A 25,811-nucleotide genomic window follows, 5' to 3' on the forward strand; every position below is an offset into this window, starting at 1 on the left:
CACTGAAAATCTTCGACAACTCACAGAGTACGAAAAACACAGAAATTAGTCCTTCAGCTTTCATGCAAACTCAGATGCAACTTTCAGTATCGATATCAGCACGATTGTGTATGTAAAAGTGCATAAAAGTGTATTGCTTTTTATACTCATCTATGCAAAGTTGCCATTTATTACTGTAGGCTTCAAACTAAAAATCGTTTGTTGCAACTGACACGCACGAGTAAAAGCTATGATTAATCAATTTTATTTAAATTGGTATTGCCGCTTGGGGATATTAATTAATTTAAGTTTTATAACAAATGCCAGCGCCTTAGCTCAAGTAACATCTGACCAAACTTCAGGCACACAAATTACAGATATTGGCTTAGGTTCTTATATTTCAGGTGGCACAACAGTTGGCAATACAAATCTATTCCACAGCTTCAGCAGTTTTAGTATTCCTAACGATGGCGGAGCAATTTTTCTCAACGATTCCACCATTAGTAATATCTTTGCACGGGTAACTGGTCGAACAACATCTAATATTCAAGGATTGATTTATGCCCAAGGTGCTGCTAATTTATTTTTGATGAATCCCAACGGCATTATTTTTGGAAAAAATGCCCAATTAAATATTGGTGGTTCCTTTGTAGCTACCACAGCTAATGCAATTCAATTTCCTGGTGGTGCTGAATTTTCTTTAACTTCACAAGTTACACCCCAAAATACTTTACTTAGTATTAATCCTACAGCCTTTTTGTTTAACCAAATTGCCAATCAAGGTATAAACTCGATTGAAAATCGAGGTATTTTAGCAGTGCCGAACAATAAAAGTTTAATATTACTTGGTGGACGTGTGTCACCTACACCTGAATCTACCGGGCAAATCTTCATGGATGGAGGATTAGTTGCAGCACGAGATGGTAGGGTAGAGATTGGTGGATTAACCGCAGCAGGAACAGTAGGACTCAATATTGATAACAACAAATTCAGCTTAACTTTTCCTGATGGTGTAGCAAAAACAGATATCTCATTTGTGAATGTTTCTAGTGCGTTTACTCTTGGTACAAGCACTGGTAATGTTGTAGTGAATGCAAATAATCTTAGCCTAGCAAACTCTAGTAGTATTTATACATCTATACCTAGAAATCAAGGTACTGCTGAAACTCAAGCAGGTGATGTTTTCATTAATGCAGATGGAATTATTCGCTTAGAAAATGAAAGTTCTATTGCTAGTGTTGGAATTGGAACAGGAAATACAGGAAACGTCAATATTTCTGCCCAATTCCTAGAAATTTTTAATGGAAGTTCAATTAATTCCACTGCTACAAAAGGTAACGCAGGTGGGGTTAATATCAAAGTTGAAGATACAATTTCTCTTATTAATAGCCAAGTTATAAGTCAGGCTTTTTCAGCAGAATTCACATCTTCTTCAGAAGTAGTTAGATCCCAAACACGGACTGATGGCAGCAGTAGTGGTATTAATATACAAGCTCAAAATGTTTTGCTTTCAGATGGTGCTTTGATAACTTCTAGGAATATTTTTGCAGGCAAACCTGGAGAGATTAAAATTAAAGCTGATGATTCAATTATTTTGAATGATACAGCAATAATATCGTCAATTACTGACGGTCAAGAAAACGCAGGTAATTTATCAATTATTGCTAATCGCTTAATTCTGAATAATGGTTTCTCGAACATATCAGCAAGTACTTTTGGCAGCGGTAATGCTGGAAATATTAATATTAAAGTTAAAGAACTGAGAATAGAAAATAACTCTTTTATCTCATCGAATGCATTGAAATCACAGACAAATAATTCTGTTGGTAATGGAGGAAATATTAGTATTGAAGCAGAACGAATATTATTAAAAAATGGTGCATTTATAGCTGCTCAATCTGGAGGAGAAGGACAAGGAAAAGTCGGCCGCGGGGGAAACATAACTATTACTGCTAGTGATGGCATAGAAATAGATGGTACAGAAACAAATGTTTTTGTAACCGGCTTTTTAACTTTCAGCGAAGGTAATGATGCAGGTAATATAACTATTAATACTAAATTTTTACAATTCATTGGTGGAGGTATAAGTGCTGAAACTTTCGGTAAGGGGAATGGAGGCAATGTCATTATCAATAGTACAGATGGAATAGTTATTGACGATAGCGTTATCACTAGTGATATCAGAGAAGGTGCTGTGGGGAAAGCCGGAGATATTCAGATTAATACATCAAAATTGACCTTAACAAATGGCGGTCAAATTATTGCAGGTATTAGTGAGCCAAATGGAAATCTCCCTGGAGGACAAGGCGAGGGTGGAAATGTTCGCATTAATGCTGCCGATGCTGTAATTATTTCTGGATTAGATGCAAATAAATTTCCTAGCTTAATATCAGTTAGAAGCGACAATGGAAGTATTGGAAAACCAGGAAACATTACAATTAACACAGGTTCTTTTCGTTTAGCAGACAGGGGCGAAATTAGTGCTAGTACAAGTAATTCTAGTAATGGGGGTAATATCACCATCAATGCTCGTACATTTGAAGTGTTGAATGGCGGACGAATTCTCAACTCAACTAGCAGTAGTGGGAATGCTGGTAATATTAATATAAACGCTAAAGATAGTATAAGTATTTCTGGTGTAATTGCTGAGAATATTAACGCAGCTATATTTGCAGGCACGAATCCCAATTCTATTGGTAATGGTGGGACAATATCTTTATTCACAAATAACTTCAATGTAGCTAATGGCGCTGGGGTGACTGTACGTAGTGAGGGACAAGGTATTGCAGGTAATATTAATATTATTGCAACAGGAGATTACACTGCAAATAATAGCTTTATCAGCGCCAGGGCTGAACAAGCAGGCGGTGGTAATATCAATATTACTGCGAGAAATATCAGTCTGCGTAATAACAGTGACATCCGCACTGACCTTTCTACAGGTCAAGCAAATGGAGGTAATATTAACTTAAATGCTAATACTATCATTGCCTTAGAAGATAGCGACATTTTGGCATTTGCCCCAGAAGGTCAAGGTGGCAATATTACTTTTAATACCCGTGTTTTATTGACTTCACCATTATATAGCCCGATGCAAACATCAACTGATGGAAATACTCTTCAATCATTAACTAATAATAATAGTGCTGATATTAACGCCAGTGGTGCAATATCTGGTAATATCATCGGCGTGCCTGACATCACTTTTATCCAAAACAGCCTCACAGAATTACAAGAGAATCCTATTAATACTGATGCCCTAATTGCTAATAGTTGCATCGCTCGTAGTTCCAAACAAGAAGGTACTTTTTTAATTACAGGTGTTGGTGGTTTACCTACTCGTCCTGATAATGCCTCCGCTTCAAATTATTCTACAGGTGATGTACAAAATATCAGTAATGATAATACAACACAACAGTGGAAAAAAGGTGACTTGATTGTTGAACCCCAAGGAGTATACCGACTAGCAAACGGCGATTTAGTGATGAGCCGAGAATGTCATTGAACTTATTGAGGTTTGAGATACCCGACTTCTTAAAGAAGTCGGGTATCTGATTTTTCACAAAATTAAATAACATGTAAATATATATTCAATCATCAACCTCACTAATTTATAGGAAAATAGTATGAAATTGAGCGAAACTGAAAAAATGGGCAAAGTAACTACCACAATCACTATTACTAACCAAATAGACCAAATTCTTGCAGAAAGAGGATTTATTCCAGTAGAACAAATACGCTCAATTACTTTACATGATGTTTTAGTTGACACAGGTGCAACCAGGCTTTGCTTACCTAAAAATATTATTCTTGATTTAGGATTGCCTCTTCAAGGAGAAGTAGACGTTAAAATTGCTACGGGAGTACACAAAGCTCGGATTTTTAAAATGTTAAATCTTGCAGTTGAAGGAAGAGAAGGGATATTTAATTGTATTGAATTACCAGAAGGTTCAGATGCTTTATTAGGCTTAATACCTTTAGAAGATTTAGGATTAGAATCGGATTTGGTGAATCAAAAATTGCGAGTTTTGCCAGTGGAAGGAAAAGATACTTATTTAATGGTTTTGTAATTACAGTATAATTAGCATGAATTATTACACCTTAAAACGCCTGATATCGCAGCGAAAAAATAAGACCATTATCTTGCAGAGTATTCCCTCCACTATTCACATCTATTAACGGAATACCATAATCTAAACGTATATTTAAATCTCGAATTGGTTGCCAAATTAAACCTAACCCCAAACTTGCAAAGGTTTCTGAACGGGAAGTACCACGATTATTCCACGCTGTACCGACATCAAAAAAAGGCGCAATTTGTAATGTATTGGCAGAAGTTAAAGGAATCCGAGCTTCAACTGAAGCTGTAATTCCATTGTCTGCCACAAATTCATTTTGACGGTAGCCGCGCACTGTATCAAAACCACCAATACTAAATTTTTCTAAAGATAATAAAGAATCTCCTGTGAGTTGTGCATTTAATCTACCTAATAAAATTGTTCCTGGTGATAGGCGTTGTACCCATTGAAATTGTCCCAGCCACGAAAAGAATCTTCCGTCAGTACCTGAGTCGTTAACTGTAGCGTCAAAAGCACCAATACCAAGACTAAATTGAGAACGTGCAGCTAAAACTCTTTTTGCACTGCGTTCCACCCAGTCTTGTGAAAAACGAATGACTGTAACTTTTGACAAACCGTTTTCTGGCCCTTCAGAAAAAGAAAAAGGAATGTCATTGAGTAAAAATGTTTGACTGCGGCGTAAATCTAATCCTAAACCAATGGCAAATTCAGATTGCGGTTTGCGATACAAAGGTTGACGATAATTAAAAGAATAAGTTTGTGCGTCACTTTTAATATCTAATTCGCGAAATTCATCTTCAATGATGCGGCTGTCGCTGTTATTGACGCGAAAAGCAAGAGTACCGTTATTTGGATTTATGGGAATTGTATAGCTGACATTATATATATTCAGTCCTTCAGTAATGCCATATTCAGCAGTAAAACTATCCCCAAAACCCAACAAGTTATCATGGCTGAGAAATACTCCTGCTTGGGTAGAACCAATACTGGGGGTTTGATTGTTAGCTACAAATACTCCGCCATGAAATGCAGCCGCTTCGGTAATTGTGACTTGTAAGATATTACTACCGGGAGTGCTACCGGCGGTTAACTGTGCGTTTACCCGTTCAATTAAAGGATCGAGTTGTAATAGTTGCAGTGCTTGTTCTAAACGTTTTTGATTTAAGGGTGTAGAGGAGGCTTTTTGCAGACGCGATCGCACGTATACTGGTTGTAATCTCCTTAATCCCCCTAGTTCAATTTTTTCGAGTTCTCCTTCTACTACTTGAATTTGGACGACACCATCAGTGAGATTTTGATTGTTGGGTAAAAATGCACCGCTGGTGACATAGCCGTTTTTGATGTATAGGTCGGTAATATCCGAACGCAGTTGAATCAAGTCTGCAAAAGTTACTTGACGATTTTCTAATAACTTGACTAACGCTGCAATTTTATCTTTTAAAACTGTAGCCCCCAGAACTTCAACTTTTTTCACTAGAAAACTTTCACTATTAGGAAAACTCGTATCTGGTGATGTTGGTGTCTCTGGAGAATTCAAAATCTGTGGAGAAGCTGCGGGAGGAGTCGGGGGAGGAGTTGGTGAGGGAGTTGGTTTAGGAATTGTTTGGTCGAGAATTTCTGGTGTTGTTGGCGGAATATTAACTCCTGGTGGGGGAGTAGATTGAGCAGATACAACACTAGGGAAGATAATTAAACCCAAGATTAGGGATATGCTGTAGCGCTGAAGTTTCGATTTTTTGTGTTTATTTTTTGATTGGAAATTATTATTTTTCATTAAATTTAAATGATTAATTTCAGATTTTTATTATAATTTTTTGTTGGCAATTAATTGAGAATGCTAGTGTGTTGTGATATTTTTATTTCTTGATATAAAAGCTATTTATAAAATGAAATTTGCATGAAAATTATATAGATAGGGCGGACAAGATGTCCACCCCACAAGACTTTCACCAGATTTATTTAAATTGCATCATCATTGATGTTGTCTATCAACTGTCAACTGTCAACAATCAACCCAAAACATCACTTTTCTTGATTGGCAATTCTTTGCAAATTTACTATTCGCTTTTTAACTAATTCTTCATTGTCTTTATCTCTAACTAACTCATACTTAGCAAATTCTTGAATAAGATTTGAGCCTACTTGTCCCAATTTTTGAGAATTGCTTGATTTGAGTGCTTCTGCTAAGGCTTCATACCACAAATTTGCGGCGGCGTAGGTATTTGATTTTTGCAACCCATTGATTGTAGTTAACAATTTGTTTTCGATTGTAGATGGAATTTCTACAACCATAAATTCAGATCTTTCTACTAAATCGTCTCCCGGACAACTAATTGCTACTTGCCAAAAGTATTTTTTGCCTACAGTTAATTGGGGATAATTTTCTGGAAGATATACTTGGAAAATACCTGGTGATGTTTTTTGTTTAATAGGATTGCTTAATGGAGTGACTGTTTTGTTGGAAACAAACTCAAAAATTTGAAATTCGATTTCATGAGAACTAGATACATAACCCACAAAAGTGGGACGCGTGGAAGCTGTATAGCCAATATATGTTTTAGGCGCAAGTAATGTTAAAGGAATTTGATTCTTTGAATTCGGACAACCTCTACCACCGCCGCTTCTGGTGTAGTCGCTTGCAGGTTGGCGATCGCTTGGTCTAAAATTAGCAGCTGCTATTGCTGGTAAAAACAATAACAAACCCACAAAAGAACCAGTTACTAAATTGATAGTAAGAGTTTTGTTAAATAATCGTGACATTTAAGCCTCATATTTGAACAAAGGAATATTGCAATAAATTTATCACCCTCCGGTTACTACGTAGTACAAGTATTACTATTTTCTTAATCTCCAGCTTATTTCGCACACCGTTCCTTTGGGAGCAATACTTTCACGCCGAAAATCACCTCCCAAGTTTTTAGCAATGTTTTTCAGTTGTTTTGTTCCTTTATTTTCAAAGGATGAAATCAGTCCCGGCCCGTTATCCTGAATTTTCAGGATATAAAAATCTTCATATTTTTTACCAATAGCTTCGATGCGTTTGACACCTTTAGCATGTTTACCTACGTTGCATAAAGCTTCTTCTAAGAATAAACAAAGTTCCTGTTTAATATTTACGCTCAAACATTTATCATCTACTGGTTCAAAAGTACGAATTTTAACTTTAATATTTTTCAAGTATTCTAAATCTTGGCGTTCCAGGGTGCTAGTATACACTGCATAAAAAAGCTCATGGATTGGACATTTTAAATCAAGTTTTAAGCCACTACCTAAACGGAGACTTTCTTCTTCAGATAAAGCCTCAAGCTTTAGATATTCACCAATTTCGCGAATTTCATAATTGAGTTTTTCTAACTGTAATTTTAATTCTTGATAAGGCCAATCTTGAGCTTGCATCTGTCTTAAGACATTGGCTAAAGTTTGTAGAGGGCCATTATGAATTACAGTAAATGCATGTTCAATTGTATGTTGGCGTTCGTTCATTTTAATATTAAATAATTGATTGTGTTGATATAAGGCAAATGCAAAACCACTCAAACCTAAACCATTAATTATCAAAGTTAATAACCCTGGTGCAATGGGAATCCACCAACCATATTCTATAAGTACTAAAGCTAAACCAAATAAGGCGAAAGCTACAACTACAACAGCTAACAAGTTCTTCCATAAAGATTGTGTTAGTGAAAAAATAATTATCGGATAAAAGCCACAAGCTATTATCCATATATATTCCCATTCCTCCGACCAAACTTTTAACAATGGTCGTCCGTTAATCACTGCATTAATTATTTGAGAACAAGCATGAGCGTGAAATTCTACTCCAGATATTTGTCCGCGTATTTTTTGCTCGATGGTTGCAGAAGTATTGACAAAATCAGTGCTACTAATAGCAGTAATTCCAATTATTACTACTTTATTTTGTAGTAAATTAGGATTAATGTTTTCAGCTTTGATATCATTTAACGATAAAATATGAAATGGCTTCTTACCAGAGCGGAAATTAATTAATATTTTTAAACCACTGTCATTTTCATTTATATATCCTCCAGTGTTAGATAAAAAACGCGGTAGTTCTGTAGTTTTAAATCTAATTGTATTTTTATCAACTATCCCCGTTTGCATATTAATATTTTCATGAGATAAATAAGCTTGTGCTAACTGTAGTCCCAAGGAGAATTTATCTTCTTCAGGATTTTGAGGATTTTTAGGTGATGGTGTCCAAAGGAGGTAGCGGCGGTATTTATTATCCTTATCTGCGATGATATCAGAAAAACCTATTTGCTTTGGCGGTAATTGTGGTGGTGGTGAAATTAAATCTGGAGGTAGTATTTTTTCAATCCCAATGATATTTGGATACTTTTGAAATACTTTTATTAATTCTTGATGACCTGGTTCAACAGGGAAATTTCTAAATATATCCAAACCAATGGCGACGGGTTTATATTTTTGTATTTTTTCTATTACTGCTGCAATTTCTCTATCAGGAATGGGATATTTACCAACACTACGAATATCTTCTTCATTAATACCCACAATCACAACTTTGTCATCAGTTACTTCCCCAGGACGCCAACGTAAGAATGTGTCTAATGCCGTCAATTCAAAATCTTGTAAAAATCCATATAAACGTGCAATTACAATCACAATTAAAAATGTAGTTCCTGGAAGTGACGCCAGTAACAAAATTTTGATTTCATTTTGAATCCTTCTCCAATTAACCCACACCATAAAAATTTTGAGTTGAATTTATGTTTCAATTCTGAATTTTGACGATAACTAATCAATTAGTCCCTCTTGGCGAGCGCGGATTTCTGTTTGAATGCGGATATTTTTACCTTCTCTTTTACAGTCTTCTGGATAAAGTCCGAGAACATCTTGAATTTTTGTCCAATATGCCCTGATTGCACGTTCAGATCTATACATTCGTTCCGAGATTAACTTATCTGTTAATCCTTCTTCAAAGGCTAATCTTAAAACTTCTAACCACTCTGGTTTGAGTTCCAAACCATTTTTGATATCCTGTGTATGAGTTGCACCTTGGAGTGCTATGTAAACGCGAGATAACATTTCCTGTTCTGATAATCCTTTATCTGCGATCGCAAATCCACCTTGATGCTCGTCAATCTCATGTTTTATCCTCACCAAAGCCTTGACATAACTGCTTTGCACCATCAAATTTTGTTGGGGATATTGCTTGAGTAACTGTTGAATTAAGTTAATACCTGTATCAATTTGGGCTGTCATTCCCGTTGCTTCTGGTATAGATAAATCCATAACAATCAAGTCAAAGCCACAAGTCCCACTTTTATTGATAACCCCAGTCCCAATTTTACTGAGAGCCTCAAATACACTTCTAACTTTGATAATATCTGCATTCGGATATTCTTGTTGCAGTAAATTAAAGGTTGCAGTCAAGATTAATTGGTGGTCATCAATAAGTAAAATTTTCATTGCTGGTGATTCAGGTAAATCTTGACTTTTCATTAATGTATTAGCATAGGCTTTAATCATTTTTATACCTTCATATAGTGCATCCTATAGGATGGCACTTTGTTTACTCATTGTTTTTATATTTACTTTATAAGTAAGGTAACTCCAAAAAATAAATGATTCCGGTTCAGGTTGTTGAACGCCAGTTGATTCAAGCAGACGAACCCGTCCAACGCCCTGGATACTGTTGACTGTCAACCGTCAACGGTCAACAGTCTTCTTGGAAGTCCCTAATGGAGTATTGTAATTTTTGCAACACATTTTTGAAATTGCAATACAGTTTTCTGCAATCTCGGATACACCATGCTGTATCTCAGCCAGCAGCAAAGGTACGTGAATTATATTAATACTTTCTCTATTCTATTTTGTGTAGGTAAGTACATTCAGTAAATCGACAGAATTGTTCCTAACAAATGACTCAACTGTAGGGGCGTATAGCTTTACGCCTCTACATTCTTTTGGAGACTTCCACAATTAAGGAGATAAATATAGCAATCCAGTTTGATTCCTGAAATTATTTGTGTAGTAGGCAAAAGGCAAAAGAATTATAAAAGATTAAATGTACTGAATTTTGTTGAAAAATAAAATAGGAATACTATATATGGTTACTTTTCCTGCTGATTATTTATTCCCTTATCAATGACATCCTAGTTGGCGGAACTGGCAACGATATTCTAGTTGGTGGAGCGGGATATGATTTCTTTACTTTCTACTCTCCCACTGAAGCAAGTGACACAATTACTGATTTTAACGCCCTTGATGATACAATTTTGATCTACAGCCCTGGTTTTGGCGGTGGACTAATTGGTGGTGCGATCGCTGTTAATCAATTCGCTTTAGGTACAGCAGCAACAACAACTGATACCAGATTTATCTTCAATCAAAATAACGGTTATTTATTCTTCGATTCTGATGGCACAGGAGCAATAGCCCAAACCCAAATTGCAACTCTCAACACCGGAGTTTCTCTGAGCAATACCAATATTTACGTTTTTTCTTAGCTCGCCTAACCAGATAGAAAGTTAAAAATCATATAATATGATACCTGGCGATATCTCAAAATAATTCCAAATTCATGAGCAAAAAAAATATCCCAGTACTCCTGAGTGGAGTTATTGTCAGCTTAGGACTATTACCATCATTAGCTCAAGCACAACAGCCGGTTTCTGATGCCCAAGTAGCAGCGATGGTAGAAGCATTGCGACAAGCCGCACCCCAAACAAAAAATCCCAACGATGGGCTTTATAGTGAATGGCAAGTCAAACCAGAAACCCTCAAAGGCTGGTCAAGGACTTGTCTCAAACGAGAACTAACACCGACACAATTTGAAAACAGCCCTGCGATCGCCCGCTCCGTTGTATCATGTATCACCCGCCGTGAATTAACCAATCAGTTCGCCGTCACCAAAAATGAAATTGCATCTGTGCGTGGTGCTGCTTGTTGGTGGATGACTGGCAACTATACAGGCTGCAACAAAGGCTTCACTGGTGATTATGTGCAAAAAGTTGTCCGCTTTTATCAACAGCAGCGCTCAAAACCAGCAACTCAATCCTCAAAGACTGGCTCTTAACAAAGACAGAGAATACTAAAAATAAAATTCTTGTAGGTGTGTTAGGGGCATATTTAGGATAGTTGTCTGACTTTTTCAGCAAGCCAGTCAACACGATCCTTGCCCCAAAATTTTTCGCCTTCCACCACCCAAGTTGGTACACCAGGGCAGCCAAATTGTTCGTATTCCGCTAAAGCTTCAATTACGGCTTGTTTAGCTGCTTCGCCGTAAGCTAATTCTAAAATGCGATCGCCATTCAATCCCACATCATCAGCAACTTTTTTAATTACAGATTCATCGTTGACATCAAGTAAGTCAACATAGCTGGCTCGATAAAAAGCAGCATCCAAAAGATGCTCCTTCCCGCTTCCACGAGCAGCGTAGTATGCTCTAGCGGGAAGTTCTTCCCGACTAAATTCCATTTCTTGCCAGCGCTTTACCCACCTGCGGAATTCATCAAGTTCCTTGAGTCGAATTTCAATACCGTACTTTTTTGCCCACCGCAGACAATCTTCTTTGTGATACAACGACACGGCGGCGCTTTCACTTCCTCCTTGCAAATCGGCTACCTTAATACCCCGCTCCTTAGGAATGTAAATTGGTCGTCGTTCAATATCAACAGATAATCCCTGTAATGCTCTTTGGGCAAGAATGATGCCAATGTATGAATTTGCTGAGTGATATATCGAGTAAGAGTAAACTTTGATTCGCTGCGACATAAATTCTTTTATAATCGTATTAAAAATTTAATTCCGGTATCAAAGTATTCTTAATTCTGACTTCTTAATTCTGACTTCTTAATTCTGACTTCTGACTTTTGACTTCTGACTTCTGAGTTCTGAATTCTGACTTCTGACTTCTGACTTCTGACTTCTGACTTCTGACTTCTGAATTCTGAATTCTGACTTCTGAATTCTGACTTCTGACTTCTGAGTTCTGAATTCTGAATTCTAAATTCTGACAATTTTGCTTTTAACCCATTGACGAAATTCTTGAACTAATTCTAAATAATCTTTTTCTTCCACCTTCTCTAAAAAATTAGAAATCTCTGTTAGTGGCAGATTAGGAAATGCTAAACTTTGTTCAACAGATATATATTTTTGATTTTGTAAAACGTTAATACTAAAATCTTTACCATCATATCGCCAGATTTCAGGCACACCCATATCAGCATAGACTTGAAAGCGATTTATAGAACTGCTAGTAATATCAATTTCCACTACCAAATCTGGCGGCGGGTCTTGCGCTAAATCTATTCTTTTTTTGCCTTTTATAGCATTAATATTTTCAATGTAAAAACATTCATCTGGTTCTGCGCCACTCAGTTCTGGGCGCTTGAAAGTAGTAGAACCAAGGCACTCAATTCTAACTTTTAGTTCTTCCGCGAGAGTTTCGACAAATCGACCCGCAATTCTTTTGTATCGTTCATGTTCAGGTGAAGGAGCCATGATTTCTAGACTACCTCGATTGTAAGTAAGCCTAAGGCGGCGATTAACACTAAGTTCAGCTAGCAAGTTCTCATAAGTTTGCCAACTGATACCTGATAAATGGATGATTTCTGTAGGTTCAAGCAGTGTGTTGCTAACCATAGCGGTATGCGATGTAGATTCTCGCTGTACAATAACCATTCTTACTCTTACTGTACTTTAAACTCAATCTTCTATAAATGTAGGTATCTAGTTGCTACAGTCGGGGTGAAAACTACTAAGCTGGTAGATAGCACGTTGAAACTTTACCGGAAAATCTGAATCGCATTCATCGGCGCTTTAGAATTCCTCACTGGCGAACTACCTGTAATTACATTATGTTTGATGCTTTATCTGACCGTTTAGAAGCCGCCTGGAAAAAACTGCGGGGACAAGACAAAATTTCTCAATCCAACATTCAAGACGCTTTGCGGGAAGTACGCCGCGCTTTGTTGGAAGCAGATGTCAATCTCCAGGTAGTCAAAGATTTTATTACCGAAGTCGAAACCAAGGCACAGGGAGCCGAGGTAATCTCCGGCGTGCGACCTGACCAACAGTTCATCAAAATTGTTCACGATGAGCTAGTGCAGGTGATGGGGGATGAGAATGTTCCTTTAGTAGAAGCCCAAGAACAACCTACTATTGTGCTAATGGCAGGGCTGCAAGGTACTGGTAAAACCACAGCAACTGCGAAGTTAGCTTTACATCTGAGGAAATTAGACCGTAGTTGCTTGTTGGTGGCCACAGACGTATATCGCCCAGCAGCGATCGACCAGTTGATAACACTGGGTAAGCAAATTGACGTACCAGTTTTTGAACTCGGAAGCGATGCCGACCCTGTAGAAATCGCACGGCAAGGTGTAGAACGCGCCAAAGCAGAAGGTGTAAATACAGTAATTATCGATACTGCTGGGCGGCTGCAAATTGATGAAGACATGATGGCGGAATTAGCCCGCATCAAACAAATAGTCCAACCCCACGAAACTTTGTTGGTGGTTGACGCCATGACCGGGCAAGAAGCAGCCAATTTGACCCGCACTTTCCATGACGAAATCGGAATTACTGGGGCGATTCTCACCAAACTTGATGGCGATAGCCGTGGTGGTGCGGCGCTGTCAGTGCGACGGATTTCGGGAGCGCCAATTAAATTTGTAGGGGTGGGTGAAAAAGTCGAGGCACTGCAACCCTTTTATCCAGATCGCATGGCATCCCGGATTCTGGGAATGGGTGATGTTCTCACCTTAGTAGAAAAAGCCCAGGAAGAAATTGATTTAGCAGATGCCGAGAAAATGCAGGAGAAAATCCTGACGGCGAAGTTTGACTTTACCGACTTTCTCAAACAGCTGCGTTTGTTGAAAAACATGGGTTCCCTGGGAGGAATCATGAAGCTGATTCCAGGGATGAACAAGCTATCAGACGACCAGCTAAAACATGGAGAAACCCAACTCAAGCGCTGTGAAGCCATGATTAACTCCATGACCCGCCAAGAACGCCAAGACCCCGATTTATTAGCCAGTTCTCCCAGTAGGCGACGACGGATTGCTGCTGGTTCAGGCTACAAAGAACCCGACGTGAGCAAACTAGTAGCTGACTTTCAAAAAATGCGATCGCTCATGCAACAAATGGGTCAAGGTGGCGGCTTACCCGGAATGCCAGGAATGTTTGGTGGCGGTATGGGCAGCCCCTTTGGAGGAGGAGGCAATCGTGCCGCAGCCCCCGGATGGCGTGGTTACAACGCTGGTGCCCCAGCCGCGAAAAAGAAAAAGAAAGATAAAAAGAAAAAAGGGTTCGGTAATCTTTAAGTTGTTGGACAGGGGGCATGGGGCATGGGGGAGAGATGGGGAGATGGGGAGATGGGGAGATGGGGAGACAAGGAAGTGTGGGGAGTGTGGGGGGAAAGATTTCTTCCCCATCCTCCCACACCTCCCACACCTCCTGCTTGCCCAATGCCCAATGCCCAATGCCCAATGCCCAATGCCCAATGCCCAGAAAATAGCATCAAACACTAGACCAGTGCTAAAATTAGCATTTCGGCATACCTAATAACAGGAGAATGATTCTTCAACCATGATCAAACTGCGCTTGAAGCGATACGGTAAAAAGCGGGAAGCAAGTTACCGCATTGTCGCCATTAATAGCCTCGCTCGTCGCGATGGTCGTCCCCTAGAAGAGTTGGGATTCTACAACCCCAGAACTGATGAAGTGCGACTAGATGTTCCCGGCATCGTCAAGCGACTACAACAAGGCGCTCAACCTACTGACACGGTACGTCGCATCTTAGTAAAAGCCAATGTTTTTGAACAGGTCAGTGCCACAGCCGCATCATAATTTCGGAACAAACTCCCCAAAAGCTAGTCCCAATTATGTTGGGCTTGTTAAGTTTTTGGTACAGCCGTTTTTAGAATCTCCAGAGACTTTAAGCGTCGATAGTGAAATTTCCCAAACCCTAAATCGGGTTTGGATTCGCATCGCCTTTGACAGCACAGATAAAGGAAAAGTGTTTGGTCGAGGAGGACGTAATATTCAGGCAATTCGTACAGTAATTGCCGCAGCCGCAGCCGCAGCTGGGCAATCAGTATATCTGGATATCTACGGCAGCACTACTCCAGGTCGGGAGGGTATGTCTTTTGATGAAGACACAGAGGATCGATCGCCGCCACCACCAAAAACAAGAGAACCGCGAACAAATGGGCCCAAACCCATTGTTAAACCCCGCATCCGCTAGATTAAAACTAGAAAAACAAGTCTGAGCGGTTGTGGTTACCTCCGCTCAGAATTTTTGTGGAGATGGAAAGTAGCAAAGATCTATTTTTTTGACTCTTGCCATCAATTACATACTGATGAAACTAGCTGATAGTCATATACAACTGTGATAATCCCTGTAAGGAGGTGAACCAGGGAGTGGCTGAAATTCGTTTGGGTGAAAATGAGTCAATTGACTCGGCACTAAGACGCTTTAAAAAGAAAATTCAAAAAGCCGGAATTTTATCCGAAATCAAACGTCGTGAAAGATACGAAAAACCCAGTTTGCGGCGGAAGCGTAAAGCGGAACTCGCACGTAAAGTTGTTCGTTAATAAATCAAAGAAACCTTAGTTTTAGAGACGTTGCAATTGCAACGTCTCTAAAAAGATTTTGAAATCGCGCACCCACGTTTTCATGCATGAAATTAGCAATACCAAAAAAATAATTTCCAAATCCCAAATTTAAGTTGTGCTCAAAGCGCACCAAGGGTGCGACTCAAATCTAAAATTACTTATGGTAGGTGCTTCAACAATTCAGTTGCCGAATATTTCCAGTGCCATCGCTCTTGCAGGAGATGGAGAAGAAAATCTCAAATTTCTATCTCGGCAAACAGGAGCTAATTTAGTGTTGCGCGGACAAGAATTACTGATTTCTGGTACAGATAAGCAAATTGAACTGGCGACGAAATTAGTGCGATCGCTTGAAGAACTGTGGACTAAAGGCAATACAATATCCAGTGCCGATATTTTAACAGCTCGTCAAGCCATAGATGGCGATCGGCAAGGCGAACTGCAAGATTTACAACGAGATGTCCTCGCCAGAAGCCGCCGAGGCGAAGAAATTCGCGCCAAAACCTTTCGTCAACGTCAATACATCGAGGCAATACGCAAGCGAGACCTCACCTTTGGTATTGGGCCTGCCGGTACTGGTAAGACTTATCTGGCTGTGGTTGTGGCCGTCCAAGCACTCCTAGCCAATCAATTTGAAAAACTCATTTTAACTCGTCCTGCCGTAGAAGCAGGCGAACGACTCGGCTTTTTACCTGGAGACTTGCAACAGAAAGTCAATCCCTACCTCCGCCCACTTTACGACGCTATTTACGAATTCATCGACCCCGAAAAAGTACCCAATTTAATGGAACGCGGTGTCATTGAAGTTGCACCACTGGCTTATATGCGGGGACGTACTCTGAATAATGCCTTTGTAATTGTAGATGAAGCCCAAAATACTACACCAGGTCAGATGAAAATGGTTTTAACTCGTTTGGGCTTTCGTTCCAAAATGGTAATTACAGGCGATATTACCCAAACAGATTTGCCACTCAACCAACCATCAGGCCTAACAATAGCATTGCAAATTTTAAAACATGTAGAAGGCATCGCCTTTTGTGAATTTTCCCAAAAAGATGTTGTTCGCCATCCATTAGTTCAGCGAATTGTCGCTGCTTATGAACAACATGAAAAATAGATATGGGGCATGGGGCATGGAGATGAGGGAGCAGAGGAGCTTTAGATTTCTCTTCTGTCCTTCTGCCTTTTTTCATGCCCAATGCCCCATGCCCCATGCCCAATGCCCAATAACTAATGACTAAGGACTAATGACTAATGACCACAACATTAAAAGAATTTTTAGCAGCTTGTGAAAATCTAGGAACTTTGCGTCTAATTGTTACTAGCAGTGCTGCTGTTTTGGAAGCAAGGGGTAAGTTAGAAAAACTATTTTATGCAGAATTACCCAAGGGTAAATATGCAAATATGCACACCGAAGGTTTTGAATTTCACTTGAATATGGACAGAATTATTCAAGTAAAATTTGAAACAGGGGAAGCAAAAAGAGGTAATTTTACAACTTATGCTATTCGTTTTTTAGATGATAAACAAGAGCCAGCTTTAAGCTTATTTTTGCAATGGGGTAAGCCAGGAGAATATGAACCAGGACAAGTGGAAAATTGGCAAGCTTTAAAAGAAAAGTACGGTGAAATTTGGCAACCTTTACCAGCTGAAATTTAATTAGACATTTGATGAAATTAATTCTGCCTTATCCGAAACCTTTGTAGAGACGTAGCAATGCTACGTATCTACACAGACAGGGGTGGAGGAAATCGAATATCTGCGCTAAATTGTTCCACATTGGCACTGCGATAAATGGGTAAAACATATTCTAAATTTTCGTGGGGGCGGGGAATAATATGCTGAGAAAGCACCTCACCACCGTTTACACGCAAGGCTGCCTTTAGTCCTGCGGTTATTGCCACATCCACCTCGCCCACAACTCCACGAATTAACACAGTAATTCGTCCCAAATCAGTATTTTCATACCCCACAAGCGTCACACGGGCAGCTTTACACATGGCATCTCCCACTTCAACTGCTGTGGGAACGCCGTAAACTTCAATCATACCTAGTGCCAATGTCACGTCGCTTTGCTCCGAATTCAAAATTCAAAATTCAAAATTAATCATCCCCATCAATAAATTCAGGGGTTTGTATCCTTTGGGCTTTCGGTCATACTTGTAACAGAATTGAGGATTGTATGTTGGTAGGGCTGTAAAATTGTACACCACTACGGCTAATTCATTTTGTTGCAAAGATTTTTGGAACGGGTATAAAGTTAGTTATTAAGGTATATTCTCTATTTCAAAAATAGGCAATATCTCTAAGTGTTTTATTATCTCATATAGGAATCTGATTTGAGTTATGAAATCCTACAGTATGGGCAGGGAATAGGGAATCAAGCTGTTGCAGGAGTAAATCGTTTTTTCACCAAATCAAATATGAGTTCTATATATAGGAATCCTATTTGATTTTTGAACAAAATTCCGTACACTTTATTCTTTTATAACTTTGTTGCCTATTGCCTCTTGCCTCTTACCTACCTATATAGATCAGTTCATTAATCAAATCAGACTGCTATATTCATTTTTAATCAATAAATAATCAATGTTTAATACAAAACTACTCATGTTTATAATTAGGAGTATTTGGAGTTTTTGTTTGCTGATTTTATTCTTCTTAGGAAGTGGTGAAGCCGTTGCAGGGGAGTTGTCTCAACGCTTAGCTAACTTTCCTCAGTGGGAAAAATTAACTTCCGTACAACCAGCATCAGGTGATTTAGTTTACCCTGAGTGGATGGCTGGCACTTGGGAGGTAACAAGTACGTTAATAGATTTGGTTGCGCCTTTAGCTCCAGATATTGTGACGCCGGGGTTTGAAGGTAATCGCCGACAATTGAATCAACCTGTAAGTTTTCTAGTAAGATTTATCAAAGAACAACCACGTAATACTGGATTTAAAATACTTCCTTGGGTAGATAGCAAATCACCAATTTTAGTAGCAGATAGAGCATTTAATAGTTTGAATTTGGCACGGGCTTCTTTAGGAAATGAAGCGGTGTTAGCAGTTAAAGTAGATCCAGATTCACCTAATCGTCAAATTACATTTTTGCGTAGCAGTCGCCAGCTAGTTTCCACTGTTACTGCACGGGCTACAGAAACTACTGCTGATGGTAAGTTTGTGACAACAGAAGTATTTCAACAACTATTTAAAGGCAGTTCTCGTCCTTATTTAAATTCTGTAGAATCTACCACGGCTTACCACAAAGTGATAGCGGATAATCCAGCAATTGAAGCGGATCAAGTCACTGCTGTTTATCTTTCACCCCAAGATCCGAATTATTTTAACGCAGCTTCTCGCCCAGTAGCTCTTTATCGCTATCATTTGCAATTTGTCCCCGCACAAATGCTTACTAATTCAAAGGAATGATTTCAACTTTTAGCCCTTGACTATTTTGTAGTATACTTGTAACTTGTAAGTTCCAAGCTCACGATCGCGCTCTTGGAAGGTGTGCATCATGGCGACATTTCGAGATATTGTCAGTTACTTTCGTGCTGACTGGAAGCAGAGTGTTTTCAGTATCACAGCATCTAGCATTTACGAAATTATTGATTTAGTTGTACCTTATGTGATTGGGCAGATTTTAAATGTTTTGTCCAATGAACCCTTGGATAAACCCCTTGCAAGTGCCATTGCAACTTTTTCTGACATCATAAATTACCCAGTGAATAAATCTCTATCTTTGGGAGTATTACTAGGTTTAATTTTTGTTGTCACTGTAGTGAGAGCGCCTACACAACCTTGGTTAACAATTTGGTTTCATTGGGCTATTGCTTTAAGGCGGCGTCGCTATCAAAGCCAAACAGCCATCGAAAAAATTCTCACCCTGCCACTAGAATTTTATGATGAAAATAATCCGGGACGCATTGCTGGGCGCGTAGCTAGAGGTATTGGGAACCATACTTTTTCATATCCCGAAATTGCCGGACAGTTGATTCCTAAATTGATTCGTGTACTGGCAATTTTTGTGTTTATTTTAGTCATCGAATGGCGAATTGCGGTTTTGTATTTAATTTCTTTTGTGTTTATTCTTGGCTTCACATTGAAGCACTTACAGCGGCTAATTTGGCACGAAACTCTTCTAGATAAATATATGGAAGATACCGAAAGCCGCACTTCCGAATTGATTACGAATATCAAAACTGTGAAAGCCTTTGCTACAGAAGCTAAGGAATTGAAGCGACAAAACCAGAGATTAGATCGGGAACTAAGACTAGTTATCGATCGCGTCCACGTAGGTTATGTGAAACTGTCTATTTGGCAAAGAAGCGTAATTCAGTTTTGTGTGTTTGCAATTTTGGGATTAACTTTAGCAGCAACGGTGGACGGGAGAATTTCTCTCGGTCATTTTATCATGGTTCTAACTCTTTCTAGCATGGCTTATGCCGAACTAGAACCTATTAGTACTTTGGCAGAAAGCTTTGCCCGTCGTTATTCTTCCATGTTGCGGTTTCACGAATTTCTTCAAGAACCAACTGGAGAAGATTCTGTTGGTCTTGTAGAAGAGAATAATCAGACAGAATCAGCTTATAAATTCACTGGAAAAATTGAATTTTTCCATGTCAATTTTGGATATAATCCCAATCTTCAAGTTTTGCAAGACATTAACTTGTTGATTGAGCCATATCAAACAGTGGCATTAGTGGGGCGTTCTGGTTCTGGAAAGTCTACTTTAGTGAAATTGCTGTTGCGATATTTTGAACCTCAATCGGGTGAAATTTTCATTGATGGTCAAGATATTCGCACTTTAGATGTGGGTAAATATAGACGAAGATTAGCGATCGTTCATCAAGAAGTAGACGTTTTTAACGGTACGCTATTGGAAAATCTCACCTATGGTAAGCGGGATGCCAGTTTAGAGGAGGTTCGAGAAGCTTGTCAAATTGCGAGAGTCGATGAAGTGGTGCAGCACTTACCCCAAGGTTATTACACCGTTGTTGGAGAACGAGGCGTTCGCTTATCTGGAGGACAAAGACAACGTTTGGGAATTGCCAGGGCGTTGTTAGTAAAACCAGACGTGCTGGTTTTTGACGAAGCCACCTCCAGCTTAGATTATGAGTCAGAACGTTCAATTCAGCTAGCAATGCGATCGATCCAAGGTACTTGTACCACCATTGTCATCGCCCACCGTCTGAGTACAGTACGGGAAGCAGATAAGATTGTAGTGCTAGACCAAGGAAAGATTGTAGAAGTGGGTAGCCACGACGAACTTTTACGTCACGAGGGTATTTATCGCCGCTTGCACTCCCTCCAAGAAACTGGAGAACTTTTAAATTAGGCCAAATTATCTGGCGTTCTAAGAGAAGTGGGGAAAAGGCTAAGGGGTAAAGGGGAAAGGGCAAATAAAAACCCTTTTCCCAACAATACTATAAATTTTCAGTCACCAGTCATAATGTATACAGTATGTGATAATAGACTTCAAGCAAAAGTTATCGCATACTGAACTTTCTTTGTCTGAGTAACGCAAAAAGCAAAGCTTAACTATTCGCGAGTGCGTAAATAATATGGTTGGAGTTTTTATTATGACCATTTTTATGTGAAGATGAAAGCACAAATTACATTTACTAAATATTTATATAAAAAGTTTGATACATTATTTAATAATTTGTATTATTTGTGGATACAAACAAAATTACTCCGGGGCAAACACTTACTTCTACACAAAAAGTTGGCTTAGATTTAGTTGCCATTTTGGGTGGTGGACGAGATGTTGTCTTAGCCATTGATTTGACAGAAAGCGTGGGATTGAATGATGAAGGTCGTATTCGCTTACGTCAAATTATTACCGATAGCCTCAAACCCGGAGATACTGTATACGTTATTCCTTTTGCTCAAGATATAGTTTTAAATGAGGTGAAATCGGATGCAAATCCGTTGGGCACACCGATACATTTTAGTAGTCAAAATCAAGAAAATATTGACAAAATTTTAGGAAAAATTCCTTCCCCAGACCTGAGATATTACGGTACAGATATTCAGCAAGCTGAGTTGACTATTTATCAAGGTCTAGCTCAGATTAATCAAAATCGCCTACAAGCAAATCAAAACATCAAGCCGCAATCAGTGGTTTGGATTAGTGATGCACCTTTATTTACAAAACCAGGAATTACCTCAGATACTTGGATAGAAACACCTGCTGGTAGTCCCTTTCGCCTAGCAGATTCTCCAGAAAGCCAACAACGACAAGCATGGATTAATAGTTTACCGATTAATAGGCGATCGCTATCAATTAAAACACAGAATAATCAAGAATATAAACTCACAGTAGTAGACATTGCTCCTACAGTCCAGGAATTTTGCACGCCAGCACCAGGTAATCAAGAAACCTGTTTAGTTACGCCTTATTTAGTGAAAAAATTATGGTTGCCTGGATTATTCTCAATATTAATATTTATTGCACTTATTTTAGCTGGATTAAAAGTATATCGATTGCGAAAAAAATGGGAATTAATAGTCGATTTTGAAGTCACAGCCAAGCCAGAAGACCAAAAATGTACTTTGCCAAATAATAAAAGAATTGCAATTGGTGAATATGATTCCACTTGTGTAGATTCTATTGATTGTCCAGGAGAAGAAGTTAGAGCATATTTAGAGCGCAAAGGTGAAAAACTTTATTTAGTGCCAACTAATTTGGCAGCAATTTATTACGACGAGCGCGAAATTACCTCGCGTACTCTGATAAATAAATCTAAATTTCGCATTAATTGTCCATATCGCAACCGCGACTACGAAATCATTATTAAACTTAAAAAATAATTCTTATTAGGTGCATATTATGAGTCAAGCAACTACAAATGAATTTCAATATCGGGGAATTAATCGCACAATTTGTATTGGTTTGGGTGGTACTGGACGCGATGTATTAATGAGAATTCGACGGTTAATTGTTGACCGTTATGGTGATTTAAGCAACTTGCCAATTGTCAGTTTCATTCACATTGACACAGATAAAGCCGCAACCCAAATAACTGGTATTCGCACAGGAAGTACCTATCATGGTGTAGACCTCAGCTTTAAAGAGGCAGAAAAAGTCAGTGCTACAATGTCCTCCAATGAAGTTAGTATGTTTATTCAAGGATTGGAGCGACGCTCAGAATATACTCGTCACGGCCCTTATGACCATATTGGTAGATGGTTTCCACCACAATTATTGCGAAATATTAAAGCAGTTGAAGAAGGTGCAAAAGGTATTCGACCTGTAGGAAGACTAGCTTTTTTTCATAATTATCAAAAGATTAAAACATCAATTGAAAGCGCAGAAAGACGCACTAGAGGACATGATTCTTTATTGCTAAAAGCAGGTTTGAGAGTCGAACCAGGACTGAGCATTTTTGTAGTTGGTTCTCTTTGTGGCGGTACTGGTAGCGGTATGTTTTTGGATATTGCTTATAGTCTGCGGCATCTTTATGGCGACCAAAGCGCGCAAATATTCAGCTATTTAATCGTTAGTCCAGAATTATATGGCAATGCTCCTAGTATGAGCGCCAATACCTATGCTGCTCTCAAAGAATTAAATTACTATAGTACGCCAGGGACAAAATTTGAAGCTTTTTATGACATTGCAAATTTAACTTTTATTCAAGAACAGCGTCCGCCTTTTGACTATACATATTTAGTATCTAGTCAAACTGGAGGCGAATATTCGATTCTTTTCCAAGGTAAGCTATGTAACGTCATTGCTCATAAAATTGCTCTCGATTTTTCTAGTGAATTAGCACCAGCAATTAAAGCTAGTAGAGACAATTTTCTTCAACACATGATTCAATGGGATAAACACCCGCGTCCTAATACCCAGCGTTACTTAACATTTGGCTTAGCAGCTATTTATTTTCCCCGCGATACTATAGTGCAAATTGCTTTGAACCGCGTTAGTTTGGAACTAGTTAAATTTTGGTTAAACGGCAAAGGTCAAAGTCCAGATCCCTTAAATTTAATCGAACAATTTCTGATTCAAAATCATTGGCATAACGACCCAGAAAGCAAGGATAACTTTACTAGCAAACTCGCAGAATCAGTCCAAGAAAATAATAAGAGTTTTCGCAATACTATCAGCGCTTGGAGAAATAAACTAGAACGACAAATTTCCGAGTGTCAAAAGCGCGAAAATCGCACTGATATTCGCGGACAATTGCCAAGAGAATTTAGAGAACAATTCCGTAAAGTCCAGCCTGGTGAAACTGAAAGCACTAGGGGAATTTGGCTGACAAAATTAATACAGGTTTCTCCCAATATTGCTAAGGAACTCAAAACTAATATTGATGAATATCTCAGTCAATTACTTACACCCACAGATGCTAATTTTTCGATTAAAAGTACCCGTGATTGGCTAGATGCATTACAACATGAATTGCATAACTATCAGCTAAATTTGCAAGAAAAAATTACTGATAATGGAGGGATGAGAATTATAGAAGATTTAGAAAGGAGATGGCGCGATACCGAACAAACAATGGAGGATATCGAACAAAAAGCGAGTATTCCTTTACTAAATAATAAAAATAGTCAATTTCAAGACGAAGCTAGAAAATCAATCCAGGAAGCCTGCAAAATTATTCAGCATAACTTCGATGTCACAATTGTGCAAGAAGCGCTAAAAATTGTGAATCAGTTACAAAAGCACGTCCAAGAAAGAGCAACTCAAGTTGCAGCATTTAATAGCTTAGTAGAAGATTTACAAAGTTTCTACGAAAAGCAAGATAGGGACTTGAGACAATTGAATTTTGACGAAATGAGCGGTGAAGCAATATTTGATAGTGAAGATATTGATAGCTGCTATCAAACTATTTTACCTACAGATGATTCCCGTCGGCAATTTGTGTTAGTTAGTTCCACAATTACAGAACAAACTGGTAGAGGACAATCTTTAGCAAGTTTTATTAATAGAGAACGCAGTACTGTAGACCAGTTGCAAAAAGAAATCGATCTGAAAGTTGATAAATTATTTGCTTCTCGAAGTATTAATATTGTCAATTCTGTGATTAAGCGATTTATGCAGAACTACTCGTTAGCAGTGCGTTCAACTCGTTTAGCACAAGTGATGCAAGAAGCAGAACCACTGTTGCGTTTGAATTTAAGCGATCCTTATTTTCGTGAAGACCCGGCTAAAAGTAGTAAATTAGTCGGTTTTAAAGATACAGATGATTCAGAAGTTCGACAGTTTAAAACTTTACTCACACAAGATATCGGAGTCGAACCAAGTGTTTTAAAAGCAACACAAGCAGAAGACGAAATTTTAATTGTTAATGAATATGCGGGTTTTCCTCTCAGATTAATTAGTAGTCTGGAAAAAATGAGGAATCCGTATTTACGAGAACAACATTCTGCTTCTTCTTTTCTGCATAACGATCATAACGTTTCTTTTCCCGATATCATCCCGCCTGATGCCAAAAAAATGGAAGAATTAGAGGATATTTTTTATCCTTCTCTAGCATTGGAATTATTAACAAATAATCAGGAAAATAAACAATTAGAATTTCAATATTACGATCAATTACGCTATAGCTATAATATTGCTGGTTTAAGTCTAGAGTGGAGTCAAGCTTTAGAGGAACTTGCTAACCGCCAGGATATGACTGAAGCTTTGCAACAGCTTTTAGATAATGAAATTGCTGTCATTGCCAGAGAACCTGAACTGTGGGATAGTACATATTCACCCAAACTTAAACAGTTTATTGAAGAAGTACATAGTTTGCCGGAAGATCATCCTAATTACCCCTATAAAATAGCAGTAATTGGAATTTCCCCCAATATTGACCCTACAGCTAAAGAGGGAATCATCAATCGCTTTCGTAAAAAGATAAATGAGCGATTTAAAAATTTACAAAATCGTAGTATTACGCCAACCAAGAATATAGGAAATCAGCCAGCATTTAGTGATGAAATCGTGATTGATTCTCCACTAGATTCTATTAATCACGCATCCAGATTAGATTATACTGATAATCGTGCGAAAAGACGCTCAGAATTAGAACGTCTTAAACAAGATTTAGCTGATGAATTGATTACAGAAGAAGAATACGATCGCGAAAAACAAAGAATCTTCGCTCAGTACCCTTTATAAGTCTATTTTTTAGTTTGGCGAACACCAAACTATTTTATATATCCTTACAAATT

At 38.5% G+C, this 25,811-nt stretch carries 22 protein-coding genes; 15 read left to right on the plus strand and 7 right to left on the minus strand.

Annotated features, from left to right (window positions below; translation table 11 throughout):
- The first annotated feature begins 229 nt into the window (after nucleotides 1-229).
- Together VF06_RS03795 and VF06_RS03800 are read left to right on the plus strand one after the other, a co-directional pair.
- On the plus strand, nucleotides 230-3,484 hold the full coding sequence (locus VF06_RS03795) for a two-partner secretion domain-containing protein (RefSeq protein ID WP_099072090.1): 3,255 nt from the start codon (nucleotides 230-232) through the stop codon (nucleotides 3,482-3,484).
- 121 nt (nucleotides 3,485-3,605) lie between these two features.
- Entirely contained in the window at nucleotides 3,606-4,049 is a 444-nt protein-coding gene (locus VF06_RS03800; RefSeq protein WP_099072089.1) for an aspartyl protease family protein, read from the plus strand.
- 31 nt (nucleotides 4,050-4,080) lie between these two features.
- On the opposite strand, the gene VF06_RS03805 is transcribed toward VF06_RS03800, so the two are convergent.
- From VF06_RS03805 to VF06_RS03820, 4 genes are all read right to left on the minus strand, one after another.
- Nucleotides 4,081-5,832, minus strand: a complete 1,752-nt coding sequence (locus tag VF06_RS03805) for a ShlB/FhaC/HecB family hemolysin secretion/activation protein (protein ID WP_099072098.1) — start codon at nucleotides 5,830-5,832, stop codon at nucleotides 4,081-4,083.
- A gap of 248 nt (nucleotides 5,833-6,080) precedes the next feature.
- Nucleotides 6,081-6,818: a DUF928 domain-containing protein gene (locus VF06_RS03810; RefSeq protein ID WP_099071897.1), complete on the minus strand. Its 738-nt coding sequence runs from the start codon at nucleotides 6,816-6,818 to the stop codon at nucleotides 6,081-6,083.
- A 75-nt stretch (nucleotides 6,819-6,893) separates the two neighbouring features.
- The gene (locus VF06_RS03815; protein WP_099071898.1) at nucleotides 6,894-8,786 is read right to left on the minus strand and encodes a sensor histidine kinase; all 1,893 of its coding nucleotides are present in this window, start codon (nucleotides 8,784-8,786) and stop codon (nucleotides 6,894-6,896) included.
- Nucleotides 8,787-8,834: 48 nt separating this feature from the next.
- Entirely contained in the window at nucleotides 8,835-9,569 is a 735-nt protein-coding gene (locus VF06_RS03820; protein WP_099071899.1) for a response regulator transcription factor, read from the minus strand.
- A 614-nt stretch (nucleotides 9,570-10,183) separates the two neighbouring features.
- On the opposite strand from VF06_RS03820, the gene VF06_RS43660 reads away from it, so the two are divergent.
- Both VF06_RS43660 and VF06_RS03830 read left to right on the plus strand, forming a co-directional pair.
- On the plus strand, nucleotides 10,184-10,549 hold the full coding sequence (locus VF06_RS43660) for a hypothetical protein (RefSeq protein ID WP_503423043.1): 366 nt from the start codon (nucleotides 10,184-10,186) through the stop codon (nucleotides 10,547-10,549).
- Nucleotides 10,550-10,623: 74 nt separating this feature from the next.
- Nucleotides 10,624-11,118 carry a hypothetical protein gene (locus VF06_RS03830; protein ID WP_180267573.1) on the plus strand — a complete coding sequence of 165 codons (495 nt, stop codon included), beginning with the start codon at nucleotides 10,624-10,626 and terminating at the stop codon, nucleotides 11,116-11,118.
- Between the two features lie 53 nt (nucleotides 11,119-11,171).
- Here the strand turns inward: VF06_RS03830 and VF06_RS03835 are convergent, their stop codons facing one another.
- Together VF06_RS03835 and VF06_RS03845 are read right to left on the minus strand one after the other, a co-directional pair.
- Complete coding sequence (locus tag VF06_RS03835) at nucleotides 11,172-11,816, minus strand: 2-hydroxychromene-2-carboxylate isomerase (RefSeq protein WP_099071901.1); 645 nt, start codon at nucleotides 11,814-11,816, stop codon at nucleotides 11,172-11,174.
- A gap of 231 nt (nucleotides 11,817-12,047) precedes the next feature.
- A complete protein-coding gene (locus VF06_RS03845) occupies nucleotides 12,048-12,725 on the minus strand; it encodes a Uma2 family endonuclease (RefSeq protein WP_244917923.1) in 678 nt (225 codons plus the stop codon).
- Nucleotides 12,726-12,901: 176 nt separating this feature from the next.
- Here VF06_RS03845 and ffh point away from each other — a divergent pair, with 176 nt between their 5' ends.
- The 7 genes from ffh to VF06_RS03880 all read left to right on the plus strand — a co-directional run bounded on the left by ffh (nucleotide 12,902) and on the right by VF06_RS03880 (nucleotide 17,315).
- Nucleotides 12,902-14,365 (plus strand): signal recognition particle protein, encoded by a 1,464-nt coding sequence (gene ffh / locus VF06_RS03850; protein WP_099071902.1) that lies wholly within the window; start codon nucleotides 12,902-12,904, stop codon nucleotides 14,363-14,365.
- A gap of 24 nt (nucleotides 14,366-14,389) precedes the next feature.
- Nucleotides 14,390-14,572 carry a hypothetical protein gene (locus tag VF06_RS38905; RefSeq protein ID WP_143861621.1) on the plus strand — a complete coding sequence of 61 codons (183 nt, stop codon included), beginning with the start codon at nucleotides 14,390-14,392 and terminating at the stop codon, nucleotides 14,570-14,572.
- 58 nt (nucleotides 14,573-14,630) lie between these two features.
- Complete coding sequence (rpsP, locus tag VF06_RS03860; protein WP_073644048.1) at nucleotides 14,631-14,891, plus strand: 30S ribosomal protein S16; 261 nt, start codon at nucleotides 14,631-14,633, stop codon at nucleotides 14,889-14,891.
- Complete coding sequence (locus VF06_RS03865; protein ID WP_099071904.1) at nucleotides 14,854-15,288, plus strand: KH domain-containing protein; 435 nt, start codon at nucleotides 14,854-14,856, stop codon at nucleotides 15,286-15,288. The genes rpsP and VF06_RS03865 overlap by 38 nt, the downstream gene beginning before the upstream one ends.
- A gap of 176 nt (nucleotides 15,289-15,464) precedes the next feature.
- On the plus strand, nucleotides 15,465-15,638 hold the full coding sequence (rpsU, locus tag VF06_RS03870; RefSeq protein ID WP_099071905.1) for a 30S ribosomal protein S21: 174 nt from the start codon (nucleotides 15,465-15,467) through the stop codon (nucleotides 15,636-15,638).
- A 181-nt stretch (nucleotides 15,639-15,819) separates the two neighbouring features.
- Nucleotides 15,820-16,773, plus strand: a complete 954-nt coding sequence (locus VF06_RS03875) for a PhoH family protein (protein ID WP_099071906.1) — start codon at nucleotides 15,820-15,822, stop codon at nucleotides 16,771-16,773.
- A gap of 137 nt (nucleotides 16,774-16,910) precedes the next feature.
- Nucleotides 16,911-17,315 carry a ChuX/HutX family heme-like substrate-binding protein gene (locus VF06_RS03880; RefSeq protein WP_099071907.1) on the plus strand — a complete coding sequence of 135 codons (405 nt, stop codon included), beginning with the start codon at nucleotides 16,911-16,913 and terminating at the stop codon, nucleotides 17,313-17,315.
- Nucleotides 17,316-17,383: 68 nt separating this feature from the next.
- Here VF06_RS03880 and VF06_RS03885 read toward each other — a convergent pair whose 3' ends face one another.
- Nucleotides 17,384-17,722, minus strand: coding sequence for a carbon dioxide-concentrating mechanism protein CcmK (locus VF06_RS03885; RefSeq protein WP_099071908.1), 339 nt, complete (start codon nucleotides 17,720-17,722; stop codon nucleotides 17,384-17,386).
- A gap of 544 nt (nucleotides 17,723-18,266) precedes the next feature.
- Between VF06_RS03885 and VF06_RS03890 the strand changes: the two genes are divergently transcribed.
- The 4 genes from VF06_RS03890 to VF06_RS03905 all read left to right on the plus strand — a co-directional run bounded on the left by VF06_RS03890 (nucleotide 18,267) and on the right by VF06_RS03905 (nucleotide 25,758).
- Nucleotides 18,267-19,067: a DUF6816 family protein gene (locus tag VF06_RS03890; RefSeq protein ID WP_099071917.1), complete on the plus strand. Its 801-nt coding sequence runs from the start codon at nucleotides 18,267-18,269 to the stop codon at nucleotides 19,065-19,067.
- Between the two features lie 88 nt (nucleotides 19,068-19,155).
- Nucleotides 19,156-20,976, plus strand: coding sequence for an ABC transporter ATP-binding protein (locus VF06_RS03895; protein WP_099071909.1), 1,821 nt, complete (start codon nucleotides 19,156-19,158; stop codon nucleotides 20,974-20,976).
- Between the two features lie 338 nt (nucleotides 20,977-21,314).
- The gene (locus VF06_RS03900) at nucleotides 21,315-22,454 is read left to right on the plus strand and encodes a hypothetical protein (protein ID WP_099071910.1); all 1,140 of its coding nucleotides are present in this window, start codon (nucleotides 21,315-21,317) and stop codon (nucleotides 22,452-22,454) included.
- Nucleotides 22,455-22,473: 19 nt separating this feature from the next.
- Complete coding sequence (locus tag VF06_RS03905; RefSeq protein WP_099073177.1) at nucleotides 22,474-25,758, plus strand: tubulin-like doman-containing protein; 3,285 nt, start codon at nucleotides 22,474-22,476, stop codon at nucleotides 25,756-25,758.
- Nucleotides 25,759-25,811: the final 53 nt, after the last annotated feature.

It is taken from the genome of Nostoc linckia z4 (genome assembly GCF_002608075.1).
Lineage (GTDB): Bacteria > Cyanobacteriota > Cyanobacteriia > Cyanobacteriales > Nostocaceae > Nostoc > Nostoc linckia.